General features: G+C 60.1%; 15 protein-coding genes. 6 read left to right on the top strand and 9 right to left on the bottom strand.

The genetic code is table 11. The features are described from left to right. Nucleotides 1-60: 60 nt before the first annotated feature. From AWB64_RS19265 to AWB64_RS19250, 4 genes are all read right to left on the bottom strand, one after another. Complete coding sequence (locus tag AWB64_RS19265; RefSeq protein WP_060857018.1) at nucleotides 61-909, bottom strand: carbohydrate ABC transporter permease; 849 nt, start codon at nucleotides 907-909, stop codon at nucleotides 61-63. Beyond that, nucleotides 906-1841: a carbohydrate ABC transporter permease gene (locus AWB64_RS19260; RefSeq protein WP_060857017.1), complete on the bottom strand. Its 936-nt coding sequence runs from the start codon at nucleotides 1839-1841 to the stop codon at nucleotides 906-908. Before AWB64_RS19260 ends, AWB64_RS19265 begins: the two co-directional genes overlap by 4 nt. Before the next feature lie 124 nt (nucleotides 1842-1965). Continuing rightward, the gene (locus AWB64_RS19255) at nucleotides 1966-3273 is read right to left on the bottom strand and encodes an ABC transporter substrate-binding protein (protein WP_099050571.1); all 1308 of its coding nucleotides are present in this window, start codon (nucleotides 3271-3273) and stop codon (nucleotides 1966-1968) included. A gap of 192 nt (nucleotides 3274-3465) precedes the next feature. After that, nucleotides 3466-4239 carry an L-iditol 2-dehydrogenase gene (locus AWB64_RS19250; protein ID WP_060857015.1) on the bottom strand — a complete coding sequence of 258 codons (774 nt, stop codon included), beginning with the start codon at nucleotides 4237-4239 and terminating at the stop codon, nucleotides 3466-3468. A 384-nt stretch (nucleotides 4240-4623) separates the two neighbouring features. Between AWB64_RS19250 and AWB64_RS19245 the strand changes: the two genes are divergently transcribed. From AWB64_RS19245 to AWB64_RS19225, 5 genes are read left to right on the top strand one after another with little or no spacing between them, the layout of a single operon-like run. Then, nucleotides 4624-5520: a metal ABC transporter solute-binding protein gene (locus tag AWB64_RS19245; RefSeq protein ID WP_060857014.1), complete on the top strand. Its 897-nt coding sequence runs from the start codon at nucleotides 4624-4626 to the stop codon at nucleotides 5518-5520. Between the two features lie 37 nt (nucleotides 5521-5557). Continuing rightward, a complete protein-coding gene (locus AWB64_RS19240; protein ID WP_060857013.1) occupies nucleotides 5558-6451 on the top strand; it encodes an ABC transporter ATP-binding protein in 894 nt (297 codons plus the stop codon). Next, nucleotides 6444-7226, top strand: a complete 783-nt coding sequence (locus AWB64_RS19235) for a metal ABC transporter permease (protein WP_060857012.1) — start codon at nucleotides 6444-6446, stop codon at nucleotides 7224-7226. The genes AWB64_RS19240 and AWB64_RS19235 overlap by 8 nt, the downstream gene beginning before the upstream one ends. Nucleotides 7227-7276: 50 nt before the next feature. Continuing rightward, nucleotides 7277-7537, top strand: a complete 261-nt coding sequence (locus AWB64_RS19230; RefSeq protein WP_060857011.1) for an antitoxin — start codon at nucleotides 7277-7279, stop codon at nucleotides 7535-7537. Beyond that, nucleotides 7525-7932 (top strand): PIN domain-containing protein, encoded by a 408-nt coding sequence (locus tag AWB64_RS19225; RefSeq protein WP_060857010.1) that lies wholly within the window; start codon nucleotides 7525-7527, stop codon nucleotides 7930-7932. Before AWB64_RS19230 ends, AWB64_RS19225 begins: the two co-directional genes overlap by 13 nt. Before the next feature lie 13 nt (nucleotides 7933-7945). On the opposite strand, the gene fghA is transcribed toward AWB64_RS19225, so the two are convergent. The 3 genes from fghA to AWB64_RS19210 are packed head-to-tail and all read right to left on the bottom strand — an operon-like array spanning nucleotide 7946 to nucleotide 11205. Next, on the bottom strand, nucleotides 7946-8791 hold the full coding sequence (fghA, locus tag AWB64_RS19220; RefSeq protein WP_060857009.1) for an S-formylglutathione hydrolase: 846 nt from the start codon (nucleotides 8789-8791) through the stop codon (nucleotides 7946-7948). 35 nt (nucleotides 8792-8826) lie between these two features. Then, complete coding sequence (locus tag AWB64_RS19215; RefSeq protein WP_060857008.1) at nucleotides 8827-9933, bottom strand: S-(hydroxymethyl)glutathione dehydrogenase/class III alcohol dehydrogenase; 1107 nt, start codon at nucleotides 9931-9933, stop codon at nucleotides 8827-8829. A 51-nt stretch (nucleotides 9934-9984) separates the two neighbouring features. Continuing rightward, on the bottom strand, nucleotides 9985-11205 hold the full coding sequence (locus AWB64_RS19210) for an AGE family epimerase/isomerase (RefSeq protein ID WP_060857007.1): 1221 nt from the start codon (nucleotides 11203-11205) through the stop codon (nucleotides 9985-9987). Between the two features lie 450 nt (nucleotides 11206-11655). Between AWB64_RS19210 and AWB64_RS19205 the strand changes: the two genes are divergently transcribed. Beyond that, nucleotides 11656-13029 (top strand): nucleobase:cation symporter-2 family protein, encoded by a 1374-nt coding sequence (locus tag AWB64_RS19205; RefSeq protein ID WP_060857006.1) that lies wholly within the window; start codon nucleotides 11656-11658, stop codon nucleotides 13027-13029. Nucleotides 13030-13104: 75 nt separating this feature from the next. Here AWB64_RS19205 and AWB64_RS19200 read toward each other — a convergent pair whose 3' ends face one another. Then, nucleotides 13105-14742, bottom strand: coding sequence for an efflux transporter outer membrane subunit (locus AWB64_RS19200; RefSeq protein ID WP_082850547.1), 1638 nt, complete (start codon nucleotides 14740-14742; stop codon nucleotides 13105-13107). 1 nt (nucleotide 14743) lies between these two features. Next, on the bottom strand, nucleotides 14744-17902 hold the full coding sequence (locus AWB64_RS19195; RefSeq protein ID WP_060857005.1) for an efflux RND transporter permease subunit: 3159 nt from the start codon (nucleotides 17900-17902) through the stop codon (nucleotides 14744-14746). Nucleotides 17903-17906: the final 4 nt, after the last annotated feature.

Raw genomic sequence — 17906 nt, 5'->3', positions numbered from 1 at the left:
GCCGCGCCGGCTTGGGACAAATTCAAGTTCACTGTATCGGCCTCTATAGTGCTGCGGGTGCTACTTCACTGCGCCGAAGGTCAGGCCGCGCACGAGTTGTTTCTGCGACAGCCAGCCGACGATCAGGATGGGCGCCACTGCCAGCAACGACGCCGCCGAGAGCTTGGCCCAGAACAAACCTTCCGGACTCGAATAAGACGCAATGAACACCGTCAGCGGCGCCGCGTTCGAACTCGACAGGTTGATGCTCCAGAACGCCTCGTTCCAGGACAGGATCACGAGCAACAGCGCCGTGGACGCCAGCCCCGGCAGGGACATCGGCATGAGCAGGTAGACGATTTCCTGCCACGTCGCCGCGCCGTCTATGCGCCCTGCTTCCAGAATGTCGCGCGGGATCTCGTTGAAGTACGTGTACGACATCCACACGGCAATCGGCAAGTTGATCAGCGTATAAACGATGATCAAACCCCATACCGTATCGAGCATGCCGGTGTTCTTCCACAGCAGGTAGATGGGCACGAGCACGCCGACCGAAGGCATCATCTTCGTCGACAGCATCCACAGCAGAACCTTCTGCGTTTTCTTGGTCGGGAAGAACGCCATGGCGTAGGCGCACGGCACGGCGAGCAACAAGCAGATCACCGTGACGCCAACCGAGATCAGGATTGAATTCCACGCGAACGCAAAATAGTTGCTGCGCGCAAAGACCTCGCGGAAGCTATCGAGCGTAGGCGTGAAAATCAGCGACGACGAATATGCCTGCTGCTCCGTCTTGAACGCCGTGATGGTCATCCAGAAGATCGGGAAAAACAGCAGCAGCGCGAACAGCCACGCAATCACGCCAAGCACGCTGCGCTTGAGCGTATCCAGGATAGGCACGGACGTTGTTGCGGTTACGGGATGGCTCATGATTCGTACTCCCCTTTCAGGTTCTTCGCGAGCATCCGCACGAGGAAGAACGCCACGATATTCGCCAGCACGACCGCCAGGATGCCGCCCGCCGAAGCCAGGCCAACGTCGAACTGTTGCAGGCCGAGCGAGTAGATCAGGTAGGACAGGTTGGTCGTCGCCGTGCCTGGACCGCCGCCGGTTGTCGTATAGATTTCAGCGAAGATCGACAGCAGGAAAATGGTTTCCATCATCACGACCACGGCAATCGCGCGCTTCAGGTGCGGCAGCGTGATGTAGAAGAACATCGAGAACGCGCCCGCGCCGTCAATCCGCGCCGCTTCCTTCTGCTCCTGATCAAGCGACTGGATTGCAGTGAAAAGAATCAGGAAGGCGAACGGCAGCCATTGCCACGCCACGATCAGGATCACCGCAAAAAGCGGATATTCGCCAAACCAGTCGATCGGCTGCATCCCTAACGATCGCATTGCCGCAGCAACCAGGCCATACACCGGATGCAGGATCATGTTCTTCCAGATCAGTGCGCTAACGGTGGGCATGACGAAAAACGGCGCGATCACGAGCAAGCGTGCAACGCCCTGCCCAATGAACTTGCGGTCGAACAACACAGCGAGCAGCACGCCGCCGATTACCGTGATTCCAAGCACGGAGCCAATCAGCACCAGCGTATGAACAATCGACGGACCGAACGCGGGATCGGTTGCAAGGAACTCGTAATTATCGATACCCGCGAACCCTTTGACATCCGGATTCAGCAAGTTGTATTTCGAGAACGAATACCAGATGGTCATCGCAAGCGGAATGGCCATCCACAAGAACAATACGGCGGTCGACGGCGTGATCAGCCAGCGCACCGACTTCGCGCGTTTCTTGTCGCGCTCGGCCGCGGACTCCGCGTATGTATTCGATATGGGGGGATTAAGTTGACTCATGGTCGTGTCACCTCTCGATGAAGCGCAGGCCGCGCGCGTGGACTCTTCCGTGGAAAGAGCGGCGCGGCCTGCTGTACTGCATTAGGCACCAGGAGCGTGGGCCTCGACTGCCAGAGAACTTGCTTTACTTCTGATAACCGGCCTGCTTCACTGCACGGTCGGCGGCTGCGTTACCCGCTTTCAGCGCTGCGTCCACGGTCGTCTGTCCCGCAACCACGCCGGCAATCGACTGGCCGACCACCGTACCGAACGACTGGAATTCCGGAATGCCGACGAACTGAACGCCGGTGTACGGAATCTTCTTCGCCGATGAATCGTTCGGGTTCGCCGACTCGATTGCATTCAACACGAAGTCGCCAAACGGCGCGGCCTTCTTGTAGTCAGCGTTCGCGTACGTCGACTTGCGCGTGCCCGGAGGAACCGATGCCCAGCCTTCGTCCTTCGCGGCCAACTGAATGTATTCCTTCGATGTCGCCCACGTCGCGAACTTCTTCGCGGCATCTTGCGACTTCGACGTCTTCGGAATGGCCAGCGACCAGGACCACAACCAGTGCGAGCCCTTCGGCGTCACGGCGACCGGCGCGGCAGCAAAGCCAATCTTGTCCGCCACTTGCGATTGCGACTTGTTATAGAGCATGCCGGCTGCAACCGTTGCATCGATCCACATCGCGCACTTGCCCGAAGACATCAGCGTCAGGTTCTCGTTGAAGCCGTTCGAGCTCGCTCCCGGAGGACCGTCGTTCTTCAGCAGGTCGGAATAGAACGTGATCGCCTTGTGCCATTCCGGCGTATCGAGTTGCGCCTTCCAGTTCTCGTCGAACCAGCGGCCGCCGAAGGTGTTCACGAGCGTCGATACGAACGCCATGTTCTCGCCCCAACCTGCCTTGCCGCGCAAGCAGATGCCGTACTGGCCTTTCGATTTGTCGGTGAGCTTGTCGGCGAATTGCTTGATCTGGTCGTAGGTCGGCTGATCCGGCATCTTCAGGCCAGCGGCGTCGAACAGATCCTTGCGGTAATACGTCATCGAGCTTTCGACGTAGAACGGCAGCGCGTACAACTGGCCGTTGTACGAGAGGCCATCGCGTGCGGTCTTCACCACGTCGTCGAGATCGTAGGCAGCCGGAAGATTCGTCATCGGCACGAGCCAGCCGCGCTTGCCCCATTGCGGCGCTTCATACGTGCCGATCGCCATCACGTCGAACTGGCCGCTGTTCGTGGTGATGTCGGTGGTGGCGCGCTGACGCAGCACGTTTTCTTCGAGGATGACCCACTTCAACTGGATATCCGGATTGGCTTTTTCGAACGCCGGCGACAGCTTCTTCAACTCGATCATGTCCGGGTTGTTGAGTGTCGCAATGGTCACGGTCGCCGCCTTCGCAGCAACCGGCACAAGCGCGGCCGCAGCGAATGCGGCGCACGCGAACGAACGCATCGGCAGGTTTTTAAGGGTGAATGTGGCGCGTTTCATGTTGTTTCGTCTCCTTTATCGTTAGCACGGCGCTCGTGCTGCGGGCTTCTTTGACGCGTCGATCATCGGTTGATCGGATTGATACGGGCTACTACGTACTTTCTGGTACTCGTGAAACTCGAATCTGATACGGGCGGTTGGGAGCCGCCCGCCTGCCTAGCTCATCCAGTTGCCGCCGTCGACATTCAATGTCTGCGCGGTGATGTAGTCCGAATCCGCCGATACCAGGAACAAGGCCGCGCCCGTCAGATCGTTCGGCAGGCCCATGCGTCCAAGCGGTACGGCTTCGCCAACCAGGCGCTTCTTCTCGCCGAGCGGACGGTTTTCATATTTGGCGAAGAGCGCATCGACGGTTTCCCACATGGGGGTGTCGACCACGCCTGGCGCAATGCTGTTCACGTTGATGCCGTGTTGCGCGAGACCGAGCGCCGCCGATTGCGTGTAGCTGATCACGGCGGCTTTGGTTGCGCAATAGTGGGAAACTAGCGCCTCGCCGCGACGTCCTGCCTGCGACGACATATTCACGATCTTGCCGCCGCGGCCTTGACTAACCATTTGCTGCGCGACAAGTTGCATCAGGAAGAACATGCCTTTCACGTTCACCGCGAAAAGGCGGTCGAAGATGTCCCAGGATTCGTCGAGGATCGGGCGCATGTCGAAGAGCGCCGCGTTATTGAACAAGATGTCGATGCCGCCGAATTTGCCGACAGTCGAGGACACAATGCGCTCCAGGTCATCGCGCTGGGTGACATCGGCTTTTACTGCCAGCACCTTGCCCGCGTAGTCCGAAAAACGCTGCGCCAGTTCGGCTTCGTCTTTCAGATCGACGACGACAACTTTCGCGCCCTCGTCCAGAAATCGTTTGGTGACCGCTTCGCCAATCCCGCTGGCCGCGCCCGTCACGATAGCTACCTTGTCCTGCAATTTCACGGTTGTCTCCGGTTCGTCTTTGACCGACTTCGCACTGTGCTGCGCGCGCGATCCTGATCGCCCGATACCGAGCGAACGCTCTGCGCGCGATCATTTGCTCTCTGCGTGGTCGAATGATCGGTGACGAGTGAGACGGTGTCAAGGCGCGTTGCCATGTTTCGATGCTGCGGCGCGCAAAGCGGCCGAAAACTGCGGGAAAACCCCAACCGGCGCGGCTTTGCGCGGAGTGCGGCTTATCCCGGAAACGCCTGGAGAGGTTTCAGCAGTATGTCCGTGGATGCAAAATACAGTGATACGTTATATCATCGCGAGCGATTTGAGCGAGGCCGCTCAAGCAGCATTCCAATCGCAGTTCCCGTCATCCACATTTATCCAGGAAACACCATGAGCAAGCTTGCCGCCGCTTTATTGACCTGCGCCGCCCTTTTCTCTGCGGGCTTTGCTGGCGCTGCTGACGCGCAAACAGCGGCCGCTGGCACCGTCGCGGTGGTCGCGGCCGAGAATTTCTACGGCGATGTCGTGCGGCAACTCGGCGGCAATCACGTTCAGGTCACGAGCATCCTGAGCAATCCGGACGAAGATCCGCATCTCTTCGAAGCCAGCCCGAAAACCGCGCGCGCGCTGCAGAACGCGGCGCTTGTCGTGTATAACGGCGCCGACTACGATCCGTGGATGGACAAGCTGCTGGCGGCATCGAAGGGAAAAGGACGCACGACGATCGTCGCGGCTCAACTGACAGGCAAGAAATCCGGCGATAATCCCCACCTTTGGTACGACCCGGCCACCATGCCGACGGTCGCGAAAGCGGTGAGCCAATATCTGGTCCAGGCGGACCCGGCGCACAAGGCCGATTACGATACACGCTTGAACACGTTCCTGAACTCGCTGAAGCCCATCGATACCCGGGTTGCTGCGCTCAGGAGCCAGTTCAAGGGCGTGCCGGTAACGGCAACGGAACCGGTGTTCGGCTATATGTCGGATGCGATCGGCCTGGACATGCGCAACGCCCGTTTCCAGCTTGCCGCAATGAACGATACGGAACCGAGCGCGTCGGATATCGCCGCATTCGAAAAGGATCTGCGCGAGCGTCAGGTGCACGTGCTGATCTATAACAGTCAGGCAACGGAAGCATTGACCAAGCGCATGCTGAAAGTAGCTCATGATTCACACGTGCCGAGCATCAGCGTCACCGAGACGTTGCCCGCCGGCAAGACCTTCCAGACATGGATGACGTCGCAGCTCGACGCATTGTCGGCTGCGCTGCAGGGAAAGACACGATGATTGTTCGGGTTGGCTGGAAGTTCGAGGATGCGTCCTGATGACGACATCGATCAAAGCGAGCGCGCTTACCGTCGAGCACGTCACGCTTGAACTCGGCGGCCGGCCGATCCTGAAGGACGCGAGCTTCAGTGTCGAGGCGGGTGAGTTTATCGGCGTGCTGGGGCCGAATGGCGCCGGAAAGACCACGCTCATGCGCGCGATGCTCGGCTTGCTGCCGTTATCGAAAGGCGCGATTCGCGTGAACGGCGCGGCGGTCGTACGCGGCAATGCGTCGATTGGTTATATGCCGCAGATTCGCAGCGGCCTTGCCGGCCGGCGCGTGCGTGGCCGCGATTTTGTCGCGATGGCGGCGGACGGCCATCGCTGGGGTTTGCCGCGTGCGAGCGCGGCGGCGAACGCGGATGTGGATCGCGTGCTCGATCTGGTCGATGGCCGCGCGCTCGCCGCGCGTCCGTTGTCGGAACTGTCAGGCGGTGAACGCCAGCGCTTGCTGCTTGCGCAATGCCTGCTCGGCGACCCGAAGCTTTTATTACTCGACGAACCCCTGATCAGCCTCGATCCGCGTCATCAAACAGGCGTGGTCGATCTCGTGCGCCGCGTGCAGCGCGAGCTTGGCATCACCGTGCTGTTCTCGGCGCACGAGCTCAATCCGCTGCTCAACTCGATTGATCGCGTGCTGTACCTCGGCAATGGCCGCGCGGCGCTTGGCACTATCGACGAAGTCATTACGAAGCCGGTTCTTTCGCAGCTTTACGGATCGCCCATTGACGTCATGCGCGTGAACGGCCGCATTTTTGTCATGGCCGGCGACGTGGAAGTCGACAAGCTCGATCACGCGCACGAAGACGGTCCCGACGGTCATTCGCATTCCCACGACCACGATCACAGTCACGCTCATCACCACTCCGGAACGCATTCCCACGATGTTTGAATACGAGTTCATGCGCAACGCCTTCGCGGCGTCGGGAATCGTCGCGGTGCTGGCGGGCATTGTCGGATACTTTCTGGTGCTGCGCGGGCAGACCTTCGCGGGTCACGCGTTGTCGCACGTGGGTTTTACCGGCGCGACCGGCGCGGTGCTCGTGGGTATCTCGCCGCTCTGGGGCATGGTCGGTTTCACGCTTGTTGCAGGCGTCGGCATGGGCGCGCTCGGCGAAAAGCTGACAGGACGCGATGTCGCCATTGGCGTGATCCTGTCTTTATCGCTCGGTTTCGGGTTGTTGTTTCTGCACTTCTTTACCGCCTACGCAAGCCAGGCGACCGCGCTGCTGTTTGGCAACGTGCTTGGCGTGAGCCATGAAACGCTGGTGGTGCTGGTCGGGCTCGCCGTTGTCAGTCTCGGCGCACTGGCCGTAATCATGCGGCCGTTACTGTTCGCGTCGCTGCAGCCGGAACTGGCTGAGGCCAAAGGCGTTTCGCTGCGGCTCGTGTCCGTATTGTTTCTCGCGATCACGGCGCTGGCGGTGGCGGCGTCGACACAGATTGTCGGCGTGCTGCTCGTGTTTGCGCTGATGGTCGGCCCGGCAGCAGCGGCACAAAACGTGTCGACGCGATTGTCGACCGGTGTTGTGCTGGCAGCGGTTTTCGCGCTCGGGCAAGCGTGGGTTGGGTTGACGCTGGCGTATTACACCGACTGGCCAACCAGCTTCTGGATCACGATGCTGGCCGCAGGGGTTTATGGGGTGAGTTTGCTGGGAAGGAAATAAAACATGCCGATGGGTATATACTTTGGTATCTACCCAGTGTGGGCATTGCGATGAAACAGACAGCGAAACTATTTATCAACGGCCGTAGCCAAGCCGTCAGATTACCCGCGGAATATCGATTCGATGGCGACGAAGTTTTCGTGCGCCGTGATCCGGAAACCGGTGACGTGATTCTTTCGCGCAAACCGACGAACTGGAACAGTTTTATCGAGGCACTCAAGGCCACCGAGGTTCCCGACGACTTCCTAGATGCTAACGAGCGCAATCAAGGAACACATCGGCAAGATCCCTTTGATGGATGGAACGAGTGAAGCGATACATGCTTGACACGAACACGGTCAGTCACCTGATCAAGAGACACACGAGCGTCATGCCGCGACTCGAAGCCGTATCCATCTCAAGCGTTTGCATCTCCGCCATCACAGAGGGAGAACTGTTATTTGGATTGGCAAAGCGTCCGGACGCAATAAAGCTGCGACGGAGTATCCACGAGTTCCTGCTACGCGCGAACGTTCTGCCATGGGACACCTTGGCAGCCGAAGAATACGGAACGCTCCGTGCCGAACTAGAACAACTTGGAAAGTCACTCGCGCCAATGGACCTGCTCATCGGCGCCCACGCCCGCTGCGTTGATGCCGTTCTGGTTTCGAATGACAGAATCTTTCAACATGTACCGAACCTAAAACTCGAAGATTGGACCGAGTAGAAACGGACTTGCCTCACCCACACAGCGTCCGCGCATGAAACGCCACGTGCTCGCCAATAAACGTCGAGATAAAGTAATACCCGTGGTCATAGCCTTCGTGCCGGCGCAGCGTCACAGCCTGCCCCGCCGCCTTCGCCGCCGCCTCGAAACGCTCCGGATGCAATTGCGTGGCGAGGAAATTATCGGCGAGACCCTGGTCGATCAAAATCCCCGCTTCAAACTTCGCCTTTGCGCTTTTCACCAGTTCGCTCGCGTCATAGTGCTTCCACGCTTCCCGGTCATCGCCCAGATAACCTGAAAACGCCTTCTCGCCCCACGGACAATGCGAAGGCGCCGCAATCGGCGCAAACGCCGACACCGACTTGTAGATATCCGGATTCCTCAGCGCCAGAACCAGCGCGCCGTGACCGCCCATCGAATGGCCGAAGATGCCCAGGCGGTCTTCACGCACGGGCAATTCCGCGAGAACGGCCGTGCGCAATTCCTGCGTCACATACGAGTACATCCGATAATTCCGCGCCCAGGGTTCCCGCGTGGCATCGACATAAAACCCCGCGCCCACGCCGAAATCCCACGCGTCACTTTCGTTCGGCACGCCGGCGCCGCGCGGACTGGTATCGGGTGAGATCAACGCAATGCCGTGCTCAGTCGCATAGCGCTGCGCGCCGCCCTTGATCGCAAACGTCTCTTCCGTACACGTAAGCCCCGCGAGATAAAACAACGCGGGCACCTTGGCGTGCGCGGCTTGCGGCGGCAGGAAAACGGAGAATCGCATCGGCAAGCCGATGGTTTGCGAGTCGTGCTTGTAAATCCGCTGCACGCCGCCAAAGCAGCGATGTTCTTCCACGAGTTCCAGCATGGCTTGGTTCCTTTTCAGCGAGACGTTCCACGCAATCAATACAACACGACCGAACGAATCGACTCTCCCTTTTTCATCAGGTCGAAGCCTTCGTTGATGCGCTCGAGCGGCAGCGTGTGCGTGATCAGATCGTCGATGTTGATCTTGCCTTCCATGTACCAATCCACGATCTTCGGCACGTCAGTGCGTCCGCGCGCGCCGCCGAATGCCGAGCCTTTCCATTCGCGGCCGGTCACGAGCTGGAACGGACGCGTCGAGATTTCCTCCCCCGCCGCCGCCACGCCAATGATGAACGACTGTCCCCAGCCTTTGTGCGTGCATTCGAGCGCCTGACGCATCACCTTCGTATTGCCGATGCATTCGAAGGAATAATCCGCGCCGCCATCGGTGAGTTGCACGATGTGATCGACCACGTTCGGCACGTCGTTCGGGTTGATGAAGTGCGTCATGCCGAACTTCTTCGCGAGTTCCACGCGACCCGGATTGATATCCACGCCGATGATCTTGTCGGCGCCCACCATCTTCGCGCCCTGGATCACGTTCAGGCCGATGCCGCCCAGCCCGAACACGACCACGTTCGCGCCCGCTTCGACCTTTGCCGAGTACACGACCGCGCCCACGCCCGTTGTCACGCCACAGCCGATATAGCAGATCTTGTCGAAAGGCGCGTCTTCACGAACCTTCGCCACCGCGATTTCCGGCACGACGATGTAATTCGAAAACGTCGATGTCCCCATGTAATGGAACAGCGGTTTCCCGTCGATGGAAAAACGCGATGTCGCGTCCGGCATCAAGCCACGGCCTTGGGTGGAACGGATGGCCTGGCACAAGTTGGTCTTGCGCGAGAGGCAGAATTTGCACTGGCGGCATTCGGGCGTGTAGAGCGGAATGACGTGATCGCCTTTCTTCAAGGTGCCAACTCCCGGCCCGACATCGACGATCACGCCCGCGCCTTCATGCCCCAGAATTGCCGGGAAGATGCCTTCCGGATCCGCGCCCGAAAGCGTGTAGTAGTCGGTGTGGCAAATGCCCGTTGCCTTCACCTCGATCAGCACTTCGCCGGCGCGCGGCCCTTCAAGATCGACTTCCTCGATGGTCAACGGCTTTCCGGCTTCCCATGCAATGGCTGCTTTCGTCTTCATGTGTCCGACTCCTTTCTGTGATCGTTGATTCAGGTTTTCTTCGGGCTGCGTTCAGACTACGTTCAGGACTTCGTAGCATGCGCCCATGGTGTGATAGTCGACCTTGCCGGCCGGGCTTTTTTCGTCGCTGTACTTCGTGTTGTCGCGCGCAAGGATTCGATACCACGCGCCCCATTTATGGTCCACGAAGTGCTCCCAGCTATAGGCCCACAAGCGCTGGTAATCGTTCCAGTAGCGGGTAGCGGCGGCTTCGTCGCCGTCGCGCCGGGTGCGGTCCGCGAGCAATGCGGCTGTTGCCAGTGATTCGGCCTGGACCCAGAAATACTTGTCTTCGTCGTAGAACTTGCCTTCCACGTCGAAGCCGTAAACCATGCCGCCGTGCTCGTGGTCCCACGAGCGTTCCATGGCTTGGTCGAAGAGTTCGCGGGCGCGCTTCACATGCCACGCTTCCGGACGATGCCGGTCCAGGATCAGCAGGAGCTTCGCCCATTCCGTCTGATGGCCCGGCTGGAATCCCCACGGCCGGAAGATGTTGGTCTTGTCGCCCTTGTTGTATTCCCAGTCCACCGACCAGTCCGGCTTGTAGTGTTCCCACACGAGACCGCCCGCCAGCGCGGCCTGACGGTTCACCATGTTGTCCGCAAGGAGCGCGGCGCGATCGAGATACCGCTCGTCCTTCGACGCCTCGAACGCGGCGAGCATCGCCTCGCAGGCGTGCATGTTGGCGTTCTGCCCGCGATAGTCCGACACCACCCAGTCCGCGCTGGCTTCGTCCTTGTACAAGCCGTGCGCCGCGTCCCAGAAGCGCGTTTCCATCAGGTCCCACGTTTCTTCCAGGTACGCGCGCGCTTCTTCGAAGCCCGCTTCGAGCGCCTTCGCGTAGGCGAGCACGACGAATGCGAGACCGTAGCAATGATTCGTGCCGTCGGTGACTTCGCGGCCATCGAGCGTCCACGCATAACCGCCGGTTTCCGGATTCCGATGAAACTCGCGCAGATATTCAATGCCATGCCGCACGCCGCCGCGATATTCATCGAGGCCGAAATGCTTGTACGCCATTGCATAGGTGAAAACGAACCGCGTGCTCGATACAAGGTGCCGCGTCCGCCGGTCGTAGATTGCGCCGTTGTCCTTGTAGAAATGGTAGAAACCGCCCGCCGGATCCATGCAATGCGGGTGATAGAACGTCATGGTGCGCAACGCGTGATCGAGCAGGAACTCGCGCGAGCGGAAATCGGGAAAAGGTGTCTGGGGCTTGGCGGTATCGGACATTTGTATGAGGTCTTCGTACTTCTTTAAGGACACGTGCGGCGATAGTTTAAGCGCAGGGCGCAATCGCGTTTTGCCACCCGCAAAAATCGCATGAAAAACCCGGTTGCGGCGGGTTTACCCCGTACGCCCGGCATGCTGTCGAAAAATGGACTATGCGCGGCCGCAGATAGCCATCATAACCACGCCTTGCATCGAGGCGCCCTCGTTCGCGCGACGCGAATCGTTCTTCGCCCGCCAGCCAACGCTTCGCCGTGGAAGACGCAATGTTAAGCCACACGCGCCATATCAGCCCGGCTAAGAGGGCCATACGCCAACGTCGACTTGTTCTTGCTTTTTACGCCGCTTACCTTGAATGCTCGAACAAGACGCCGGATCACGGCAACCAGATTGCATGGGACCGGAGTCAGCGCTGAAGAGCCGGCTCCGGTCGACAATGGAGACAGAAAAGACATGGCATCAAACCCGGTTCATCCGTGCGACGAACGCTTGCCCGCCGCCCAGTTGCTCACATTAGGCATACAGCATGTACTCGTGATGTACGCAGGCGCCGTCGCCGTGCCGCTGATTCTCGGCGCGGCGCTCAAGCTGCCAAAGGACCAGATCGCGTTCCTGATCAGCGCGGACCTGTTTTCGTGCGGCGTCGCGACGTTGATCCAGACGCTCGGGCTATGGATCTTCGGCATCCGCCTGCCGGTCATCATGGGATGCACGTTCGCCGCCGTCGGGCCAATGGTCGCCATCGGCACGAATCCCAGCTTGGGCATTCTCGATATTTTCGGCGCGACGATCGCGGCGGGTGTGATCGGGATCTTTCTTGCGCCGATGATCGGAAAATTGCTGCGGTTCTTCCCGCCCGTGGTGGTCGGAACGGTGATCGCGGTGATCGGTTTGTCGCTGATGGGTGTGGGGATCAACTGGGCCGCCGGCGGTGTCGGAAATCCCGGATACGGCAACCCGGTCTATCTGCTGCTCGCGCTGGTCGTGCTCATGCTGATCCTGCTGATCAACAAGTTCGGACGTGGTTTCATCGCGAATATTTCAGTGCTGCTGGGAATCGTGGCGGGATTCGCGATTGCCATGTCGCTCGGACGCGTCGATCTGGACGGCGTGACGAGTGCACCCTGGGTCGGCGTGGTCTTGCCGTTTCACTTCGGCCTGCCGCACTTCGACCCGCTTTCCATTGCGACCATGGTCATCGTCATGTTCGTCACCTTCATTGAATCGACGGGCATGTTCCTCGCCGTCGGCGACATGGTCGAGCGCCCCGTCGATCAGGATGCGCTGGTACGCGGCTTGAGAGTCGATGGACTCGGCACGCTGATCGGCGGGATTTTCAACTCGTTTCCACATACATCGTTTTCGCAGAATGTCGGACTGATCGGCGTGACGGGCGTGAAAAGCCGCTTCGTCTGCGCGACGGGCGGCGTGATCCTCGTCGCGCTCGGGCTTTTTCCGAAGATGGCGCAAGTGGTGGCTTCAGTGCCGCCGTTCGTGCTCGGCGGCGCTGGCATTGTCATGTTCGGGATGGTCGCGGCGAACGGAATCAAGGTATTGTCGAAGGTCGATTTCGTGAAGAATCACCACAACCTGTTTATCGTGGCGGTGAGTATCGGGCTGGGACTGGTGCCGGTCGTTGCGCCGAAGTTCTTCTCGCAGTTGCCGCACGCGCTCGAACCGATTCTGCACAGCGGGATTCTGCTCGCGTCGGTATCGGCGGTGCTGCTCAATATTGTGTTCAACGGAGTGAAGAAGGAACGCGATGCAACGTGCGCCATCCGGCACGCCGGACGTGATTTCGATGGGACGGCGAAAGTGAAGCGGTGAGCCTGTGTGCGGCTCATATCCGCCATAAAACCGCAGCCAAAGCTGCGGTTTTTCCAACCAGTCCCAACAAGCGAATTACCCCGCCGATCCAACCGCTTTCCCTTCGGCATCGACTTGCGGTTTTGCAACCGGCATCAAATGCTGCACCGGCACGAGCTTCGCCGGTCCTGTCGAAACCGAACCCACGGTCGCAGCGGAAGCCGGAGCCGCCGTCGCAGGCGTCCCGATATCCCGGTAATCCGGTATCAAATCCGCTGGACGCGGCTGATCGCCCGCATGCTCGATCCACCCGCCGCCCAGCTCACGATACAAATCCACGAGGTTGGTCGCCCGGTTCAGCCGCGCGGTAATCAACAATTGCTGCGCGGTGTATAAATCGTCCTGCGCCGTCAACACGGCAAGGTAGCTGTCCACGCCGTTGCGATAACGCAGATCCGACAATTCCAGCCGGCGCGACTGCGATTTCGTGAACGATTCGAGCGCTTCAATCTGCTGATCGTACGTACCGCGCGCCGCCAAACCGTCCGCCACTTCGCGGAACGCGGTCTGAATCGCCTTCTCGTAGTTCGCGATCTCAATACGCTTCTGAATCTGCGCCACATCGAGATTGGCAATGTTCGCACCGCCCTCGAAGATCGGAATCGAAATCTGCGGCGCGAACGACCACGCAGCCGAGCCCGGCTTGAACAATCCGCCAAGCGACGGCGACAACGTTCCGAAGCTTCCCGTCAGGGAAATCTTCGGGAAGAATGCCGCGCGCGCCGCGCCGATGTTCGCGTTGGCCGCAAGCAGCGACTGCTCCGCCGACGCAATATCCGGACGCCGCACCAGCAGGTCGGACGGCAAGCCGGCAGGAATATCGGCGAGCAGGTTCTGGCTGTCGAGCGGCAAGCCGGCCGGCAGATCGGTCGGCAACGGCTCGCCGACCAGAAGCACCAGCGCATTTTCGGCCTGCGCCCGCAGGCGCATTTGCGACTGCAGGTTGGCGGCGGCCTGTTGCTGGACGCCCTGAGCCTGGCGCACATCGAGCTCAGAACCTACGCCGTTATCGAATTGCAGCTTCGTGATCCGATACGACTCGTCCGCTGTCTTCAGCGTATTGCGCGTGACGGTCAGCTGATCGTCTGCGGAAAGCATCGTCAGGTATTGGTCGGCGACTTGCGAGACGAGCGAGATTTCCGCCGCCTTGCGCGTTTCCGCCAGCGCGAAATACTGCGCCAATGCCTGATCCTTCAAGCTTTGAATGCGCCCGAAGAAGTCGATTTCCCACGATGCATTCACGCCAACCGAATACTGGTTCGAGATCGTCTGATCGAAGAACGACAGATCCCTCGGCGTGCGCTGCTTCGTTTGCGAGCCGACTGCATCGAGTGTCGGAAACAGGCCCGCGCGCGTGATCTGATACTGCGCACGCGCGGACGCGACGTTGAGCATGGATACACGCAAATCGCGGTTGTTCTTCAGCGCAATTTCCACGATCCGCTGCAAGCGCGCATCGGCAAAGAAATCACGCCAGCCGATGTCCACCGCCGGCTTCGTTTCCGCGCTGCGGCCATTTGCGTCGCCCGAGGTCGCGCTCGGCTGCTTGTCGTAGACGCCGCCCTGCGGGAACGTCTGGTCGACGGGCGCGTCCGGGCGCACGTACTTCGGCGCCATGGTGCAGCCAGCCGCGAACAACGCGACCGCTGCTGCTATCAAGGAGTGTTTTAGCATCTCAGTTTCCTTCCTTGGCCGGAGCCGGCGTGCCGCCGTGGTCATGATGCGGCGTGCCCTTGTCATGGCTGATTCTGCTGATCACCACGAAGAACATCGGGATCATGAAAATAGCCAGGAAGGTCGCCGTCAACATCCCGCCGATCACGCCCGTACCAATCGCGTGCTGGCTCGCCGAGCCCGCGCCGTTACTGATCGCGAGCGGCAGCACGCCGAGAATAAACGCCAGCGACGTCATCAGGATCGGTCGCAACCGCAGACGCGCCGCTTCCATGGCCGCCTCGACCGTCGTGCGGCCCTGCGAGCGCAAGTCGCGTGCGAATTCCACGATCAGAATTGCGTTCTTCGCCGACAAACCCACCGTGGTCAGCAAGCCGACCTGGAAGAACACGTCGTTTTCCAGCCCGCGCAAAGTTGCCGCAAGCAGCGCGCCGAGAATACCGAGCGGCACCACCATGATCACCGAGAACGGAATCGACCAGCTTTCATACAGCGCCGCGAGACACAGGAACACGACGAGAATCGAGATGCCGTACAGAATCGGCGCCTGCGAACCCGACTGGCGTTCCTGCAGCGACAAGCCTGTCCATTCGTAGCCAATACCGGCCGGCAACTTCGCCGCCATGGCCTCGATAGCCGCCATGGCCTGCCCCGTCGACTTGCCCGGACCTGCCGCGCCCTGGATTTCGACCGCGGAAATACCGTTGTAGCGTTCGAGTTTCGGCGAACCGAAGATCCACTTGCCCGAGCCGAATGCGCCGAACGGCACCATGCCGCCGGAACTGTTGCGCACATACCAGTCGTTCAGGTCTTCCGGGTTCATGCGGAACTGCGCGTCGCCCTGAATGTAGACCTTCTTGATCCGGTTATCGACGTCGAGGAAGTTGTTCACATACGACGAACCCCACGCAATCGAGAACACATTGTCGATATCCGCTGGCGAAACACCCAGCGCGCTCGCCTTCTCGCGGTCAATGTTCACCTTGAACTGCGGTGTATCGTTCAAGCCGTTCGGACGAACCTGCGCAACCGTTGGATCCTTCGCAGCCATGCCCAGCAACATGTTGCGCGCCTGGATCAGCGCGTCGTGCCCGACACCCGAGCGATCCTCCAGCTCGAAGTCGAAGCCCGACGCCGTGCCGAGTTCGGGGATGGACGGCGGATTCACCGGAATGACCATCGCGTCCTTGTAGCTCGCGAAGTGCCCGAACATGCGTCCAACGAGCGCGCCCACCTTCTGGTCCGCGTGCTGCCGCTCCCCGTAATCCTTCATCCGCACGAACACGAGACCGGAGTTCTGGCCGCGGCCTGCAAAGCTGAAGCCGTTCACGGTGAACACGGCATCGACGATGTCTTTCTGGTCTTTCAGCAGCCAGTCGGAGATATCGGCGAGAACCTTGGCCGTGCGTTCCTGCGTCGAGCCCGCCGGCGCCTGGACGATCACGAACATGGTGCCCTGGTCTTCGTCAGGCAGGAACGACTTCGGCAGACGCACGAACAGGAAACCCACCGCGACGATCACGACGAGATAGATCACAAGCCAGCGGCCCGAGCGCTTGATCACGTGCTCCACGCCGCTGTGGTACTTGTCCTGGCTCTTTGTGAACGTCCGGTTGAACCAGCCGAAGAAACCCTTCTTCTCGACGTGATGGTCTTTGTCGATAGGCTTCAGGATCGTCGCGCACAAGGCCGGCGTCAGGATCAACGCGGTGAGCACGGACAAGATCATGGCCGCAACAATGGTCAGCGAGAACTGGCGATAAATCGCGCCCACCGATCCGCCCGAGAACGCCACCGGCACGAACACGGCCGAGAGCACGAGCGCCACGCCGACCAGCGCGCCGGTAATCTGGTCCATGGCCTTGCGGGTCGCCTCCTTCGGAGACAGTCCCTCCTCGGCCATCACCCGCTCGACGTTTTCCACCACCACGATTGCATCGTCCACCAGCAAGCCGATGGCGAGCACCAGCCCGAACATGGACAGCGTGTTGATGGAGAATCCGACCAGGCCCATCACCGCGAACGTACCCAGCAGCACCACCGGCACGGCGATCGTCGGGATCAGCGTGGCCCGCAGGTTCTGCAGGAACAGGTACATGACCAGGAACACCAGCACGATACCTTCGATCAGCGTCTTGACCACTTCTTCAATGGACAGCCTCACGAACGGCGTGGTGTCGTACGGATACTTCACGACCAGGCCCGGCGGGAAATACTTCGACAGGTCGTCGATCTTCGCGCGCACCAGCTTCGCCGTGTTGAGCGCGTTGGCGCCCGTGGCGAGCTGAATACCGAAGCCGGCGGTCGGCTGACCGTTGTACTTCGTGTCGAAGTTGTAGTTTTCACCGCCCAGCTCGATTCGCGCCACGTCCTTGATGCGCACTTGCGAACCGTCTGCATTGACCTTCAGCAAAATATTGCCGAACTGCTCGGGCGTTTGCAGCAGCGTGGCTTCCGTGATGGTCGCCTGCAGCATCTGGCCCGGCACGGCAGGCGTGCCGCCCAGTCCGCCGCCCGCGACCTGCACGTTCTGGTTCGCTACGGCGTTCTTGACATCGATTGGCGTTAGCTGGAAGTTGTTCAGCTTGGTCGCGTCCAGCCAAATCCGCATGGCGAATTGCGAGCCAAACAGCGTGACCGTACCCACCCCGTCAATACGGCTGACCGGATCCTGAATCTTCGATGCCACGTAGTTCGCGAGGTCATAACGGCCCATGCTGCCGTCTGTGGACACGAACGCCATCACCACCAAAAAGCTGCTGCTCGACTTCGTCACCTTGGTGCCGAGCTGCTGCACGGCTTGAGGCAGGAGCGGCGTTGCGAGCTGCAGCTTGTTTTGCACCTGGACCTGAGCAATGTCAGGGTTGGTGCCGGCGGCGAACGTCAGCGTGATGGTGGCCGTGCCGGAGTCGTCGCTGGTCGAAGACAGGTACAGCAAGTGATCGAGGCCGCTCATCTGCTGCTCGATCACCTGCGTCACCGTGTTTTCGACGGTCGTAGCCGACGCACCCGGGTAGGTGGCACTGATCTGAATGGCTGGCGGCGCGATCGTCGGGTACTGCGCGATCGGCAAGGTGAAGATCGAAGCGATCCCCGCCAGCATCAGAATAATCGCGATCACCCATGCAAAAATCGGGCGATCGATAAAGAACTTTGCCATGAAA

The sequence above is a fragment of the Caballeronia sordidicola genome (assembly GCF_001544455.2).
In the GTDB taxonomy this organism is placed as follows: domain Bacteria; phylum Pseudomonadota; class Gammaproteobacteria; order Burkholderiales; family Burkholderiaceae; genus Caballeronia; species Caballeronia sordidicola.
The sequence above is the reverse complement of the archived record's forward strand: the minus strand, read 5'-3'. Positions and strand labels throughout refer to the sequence as shown.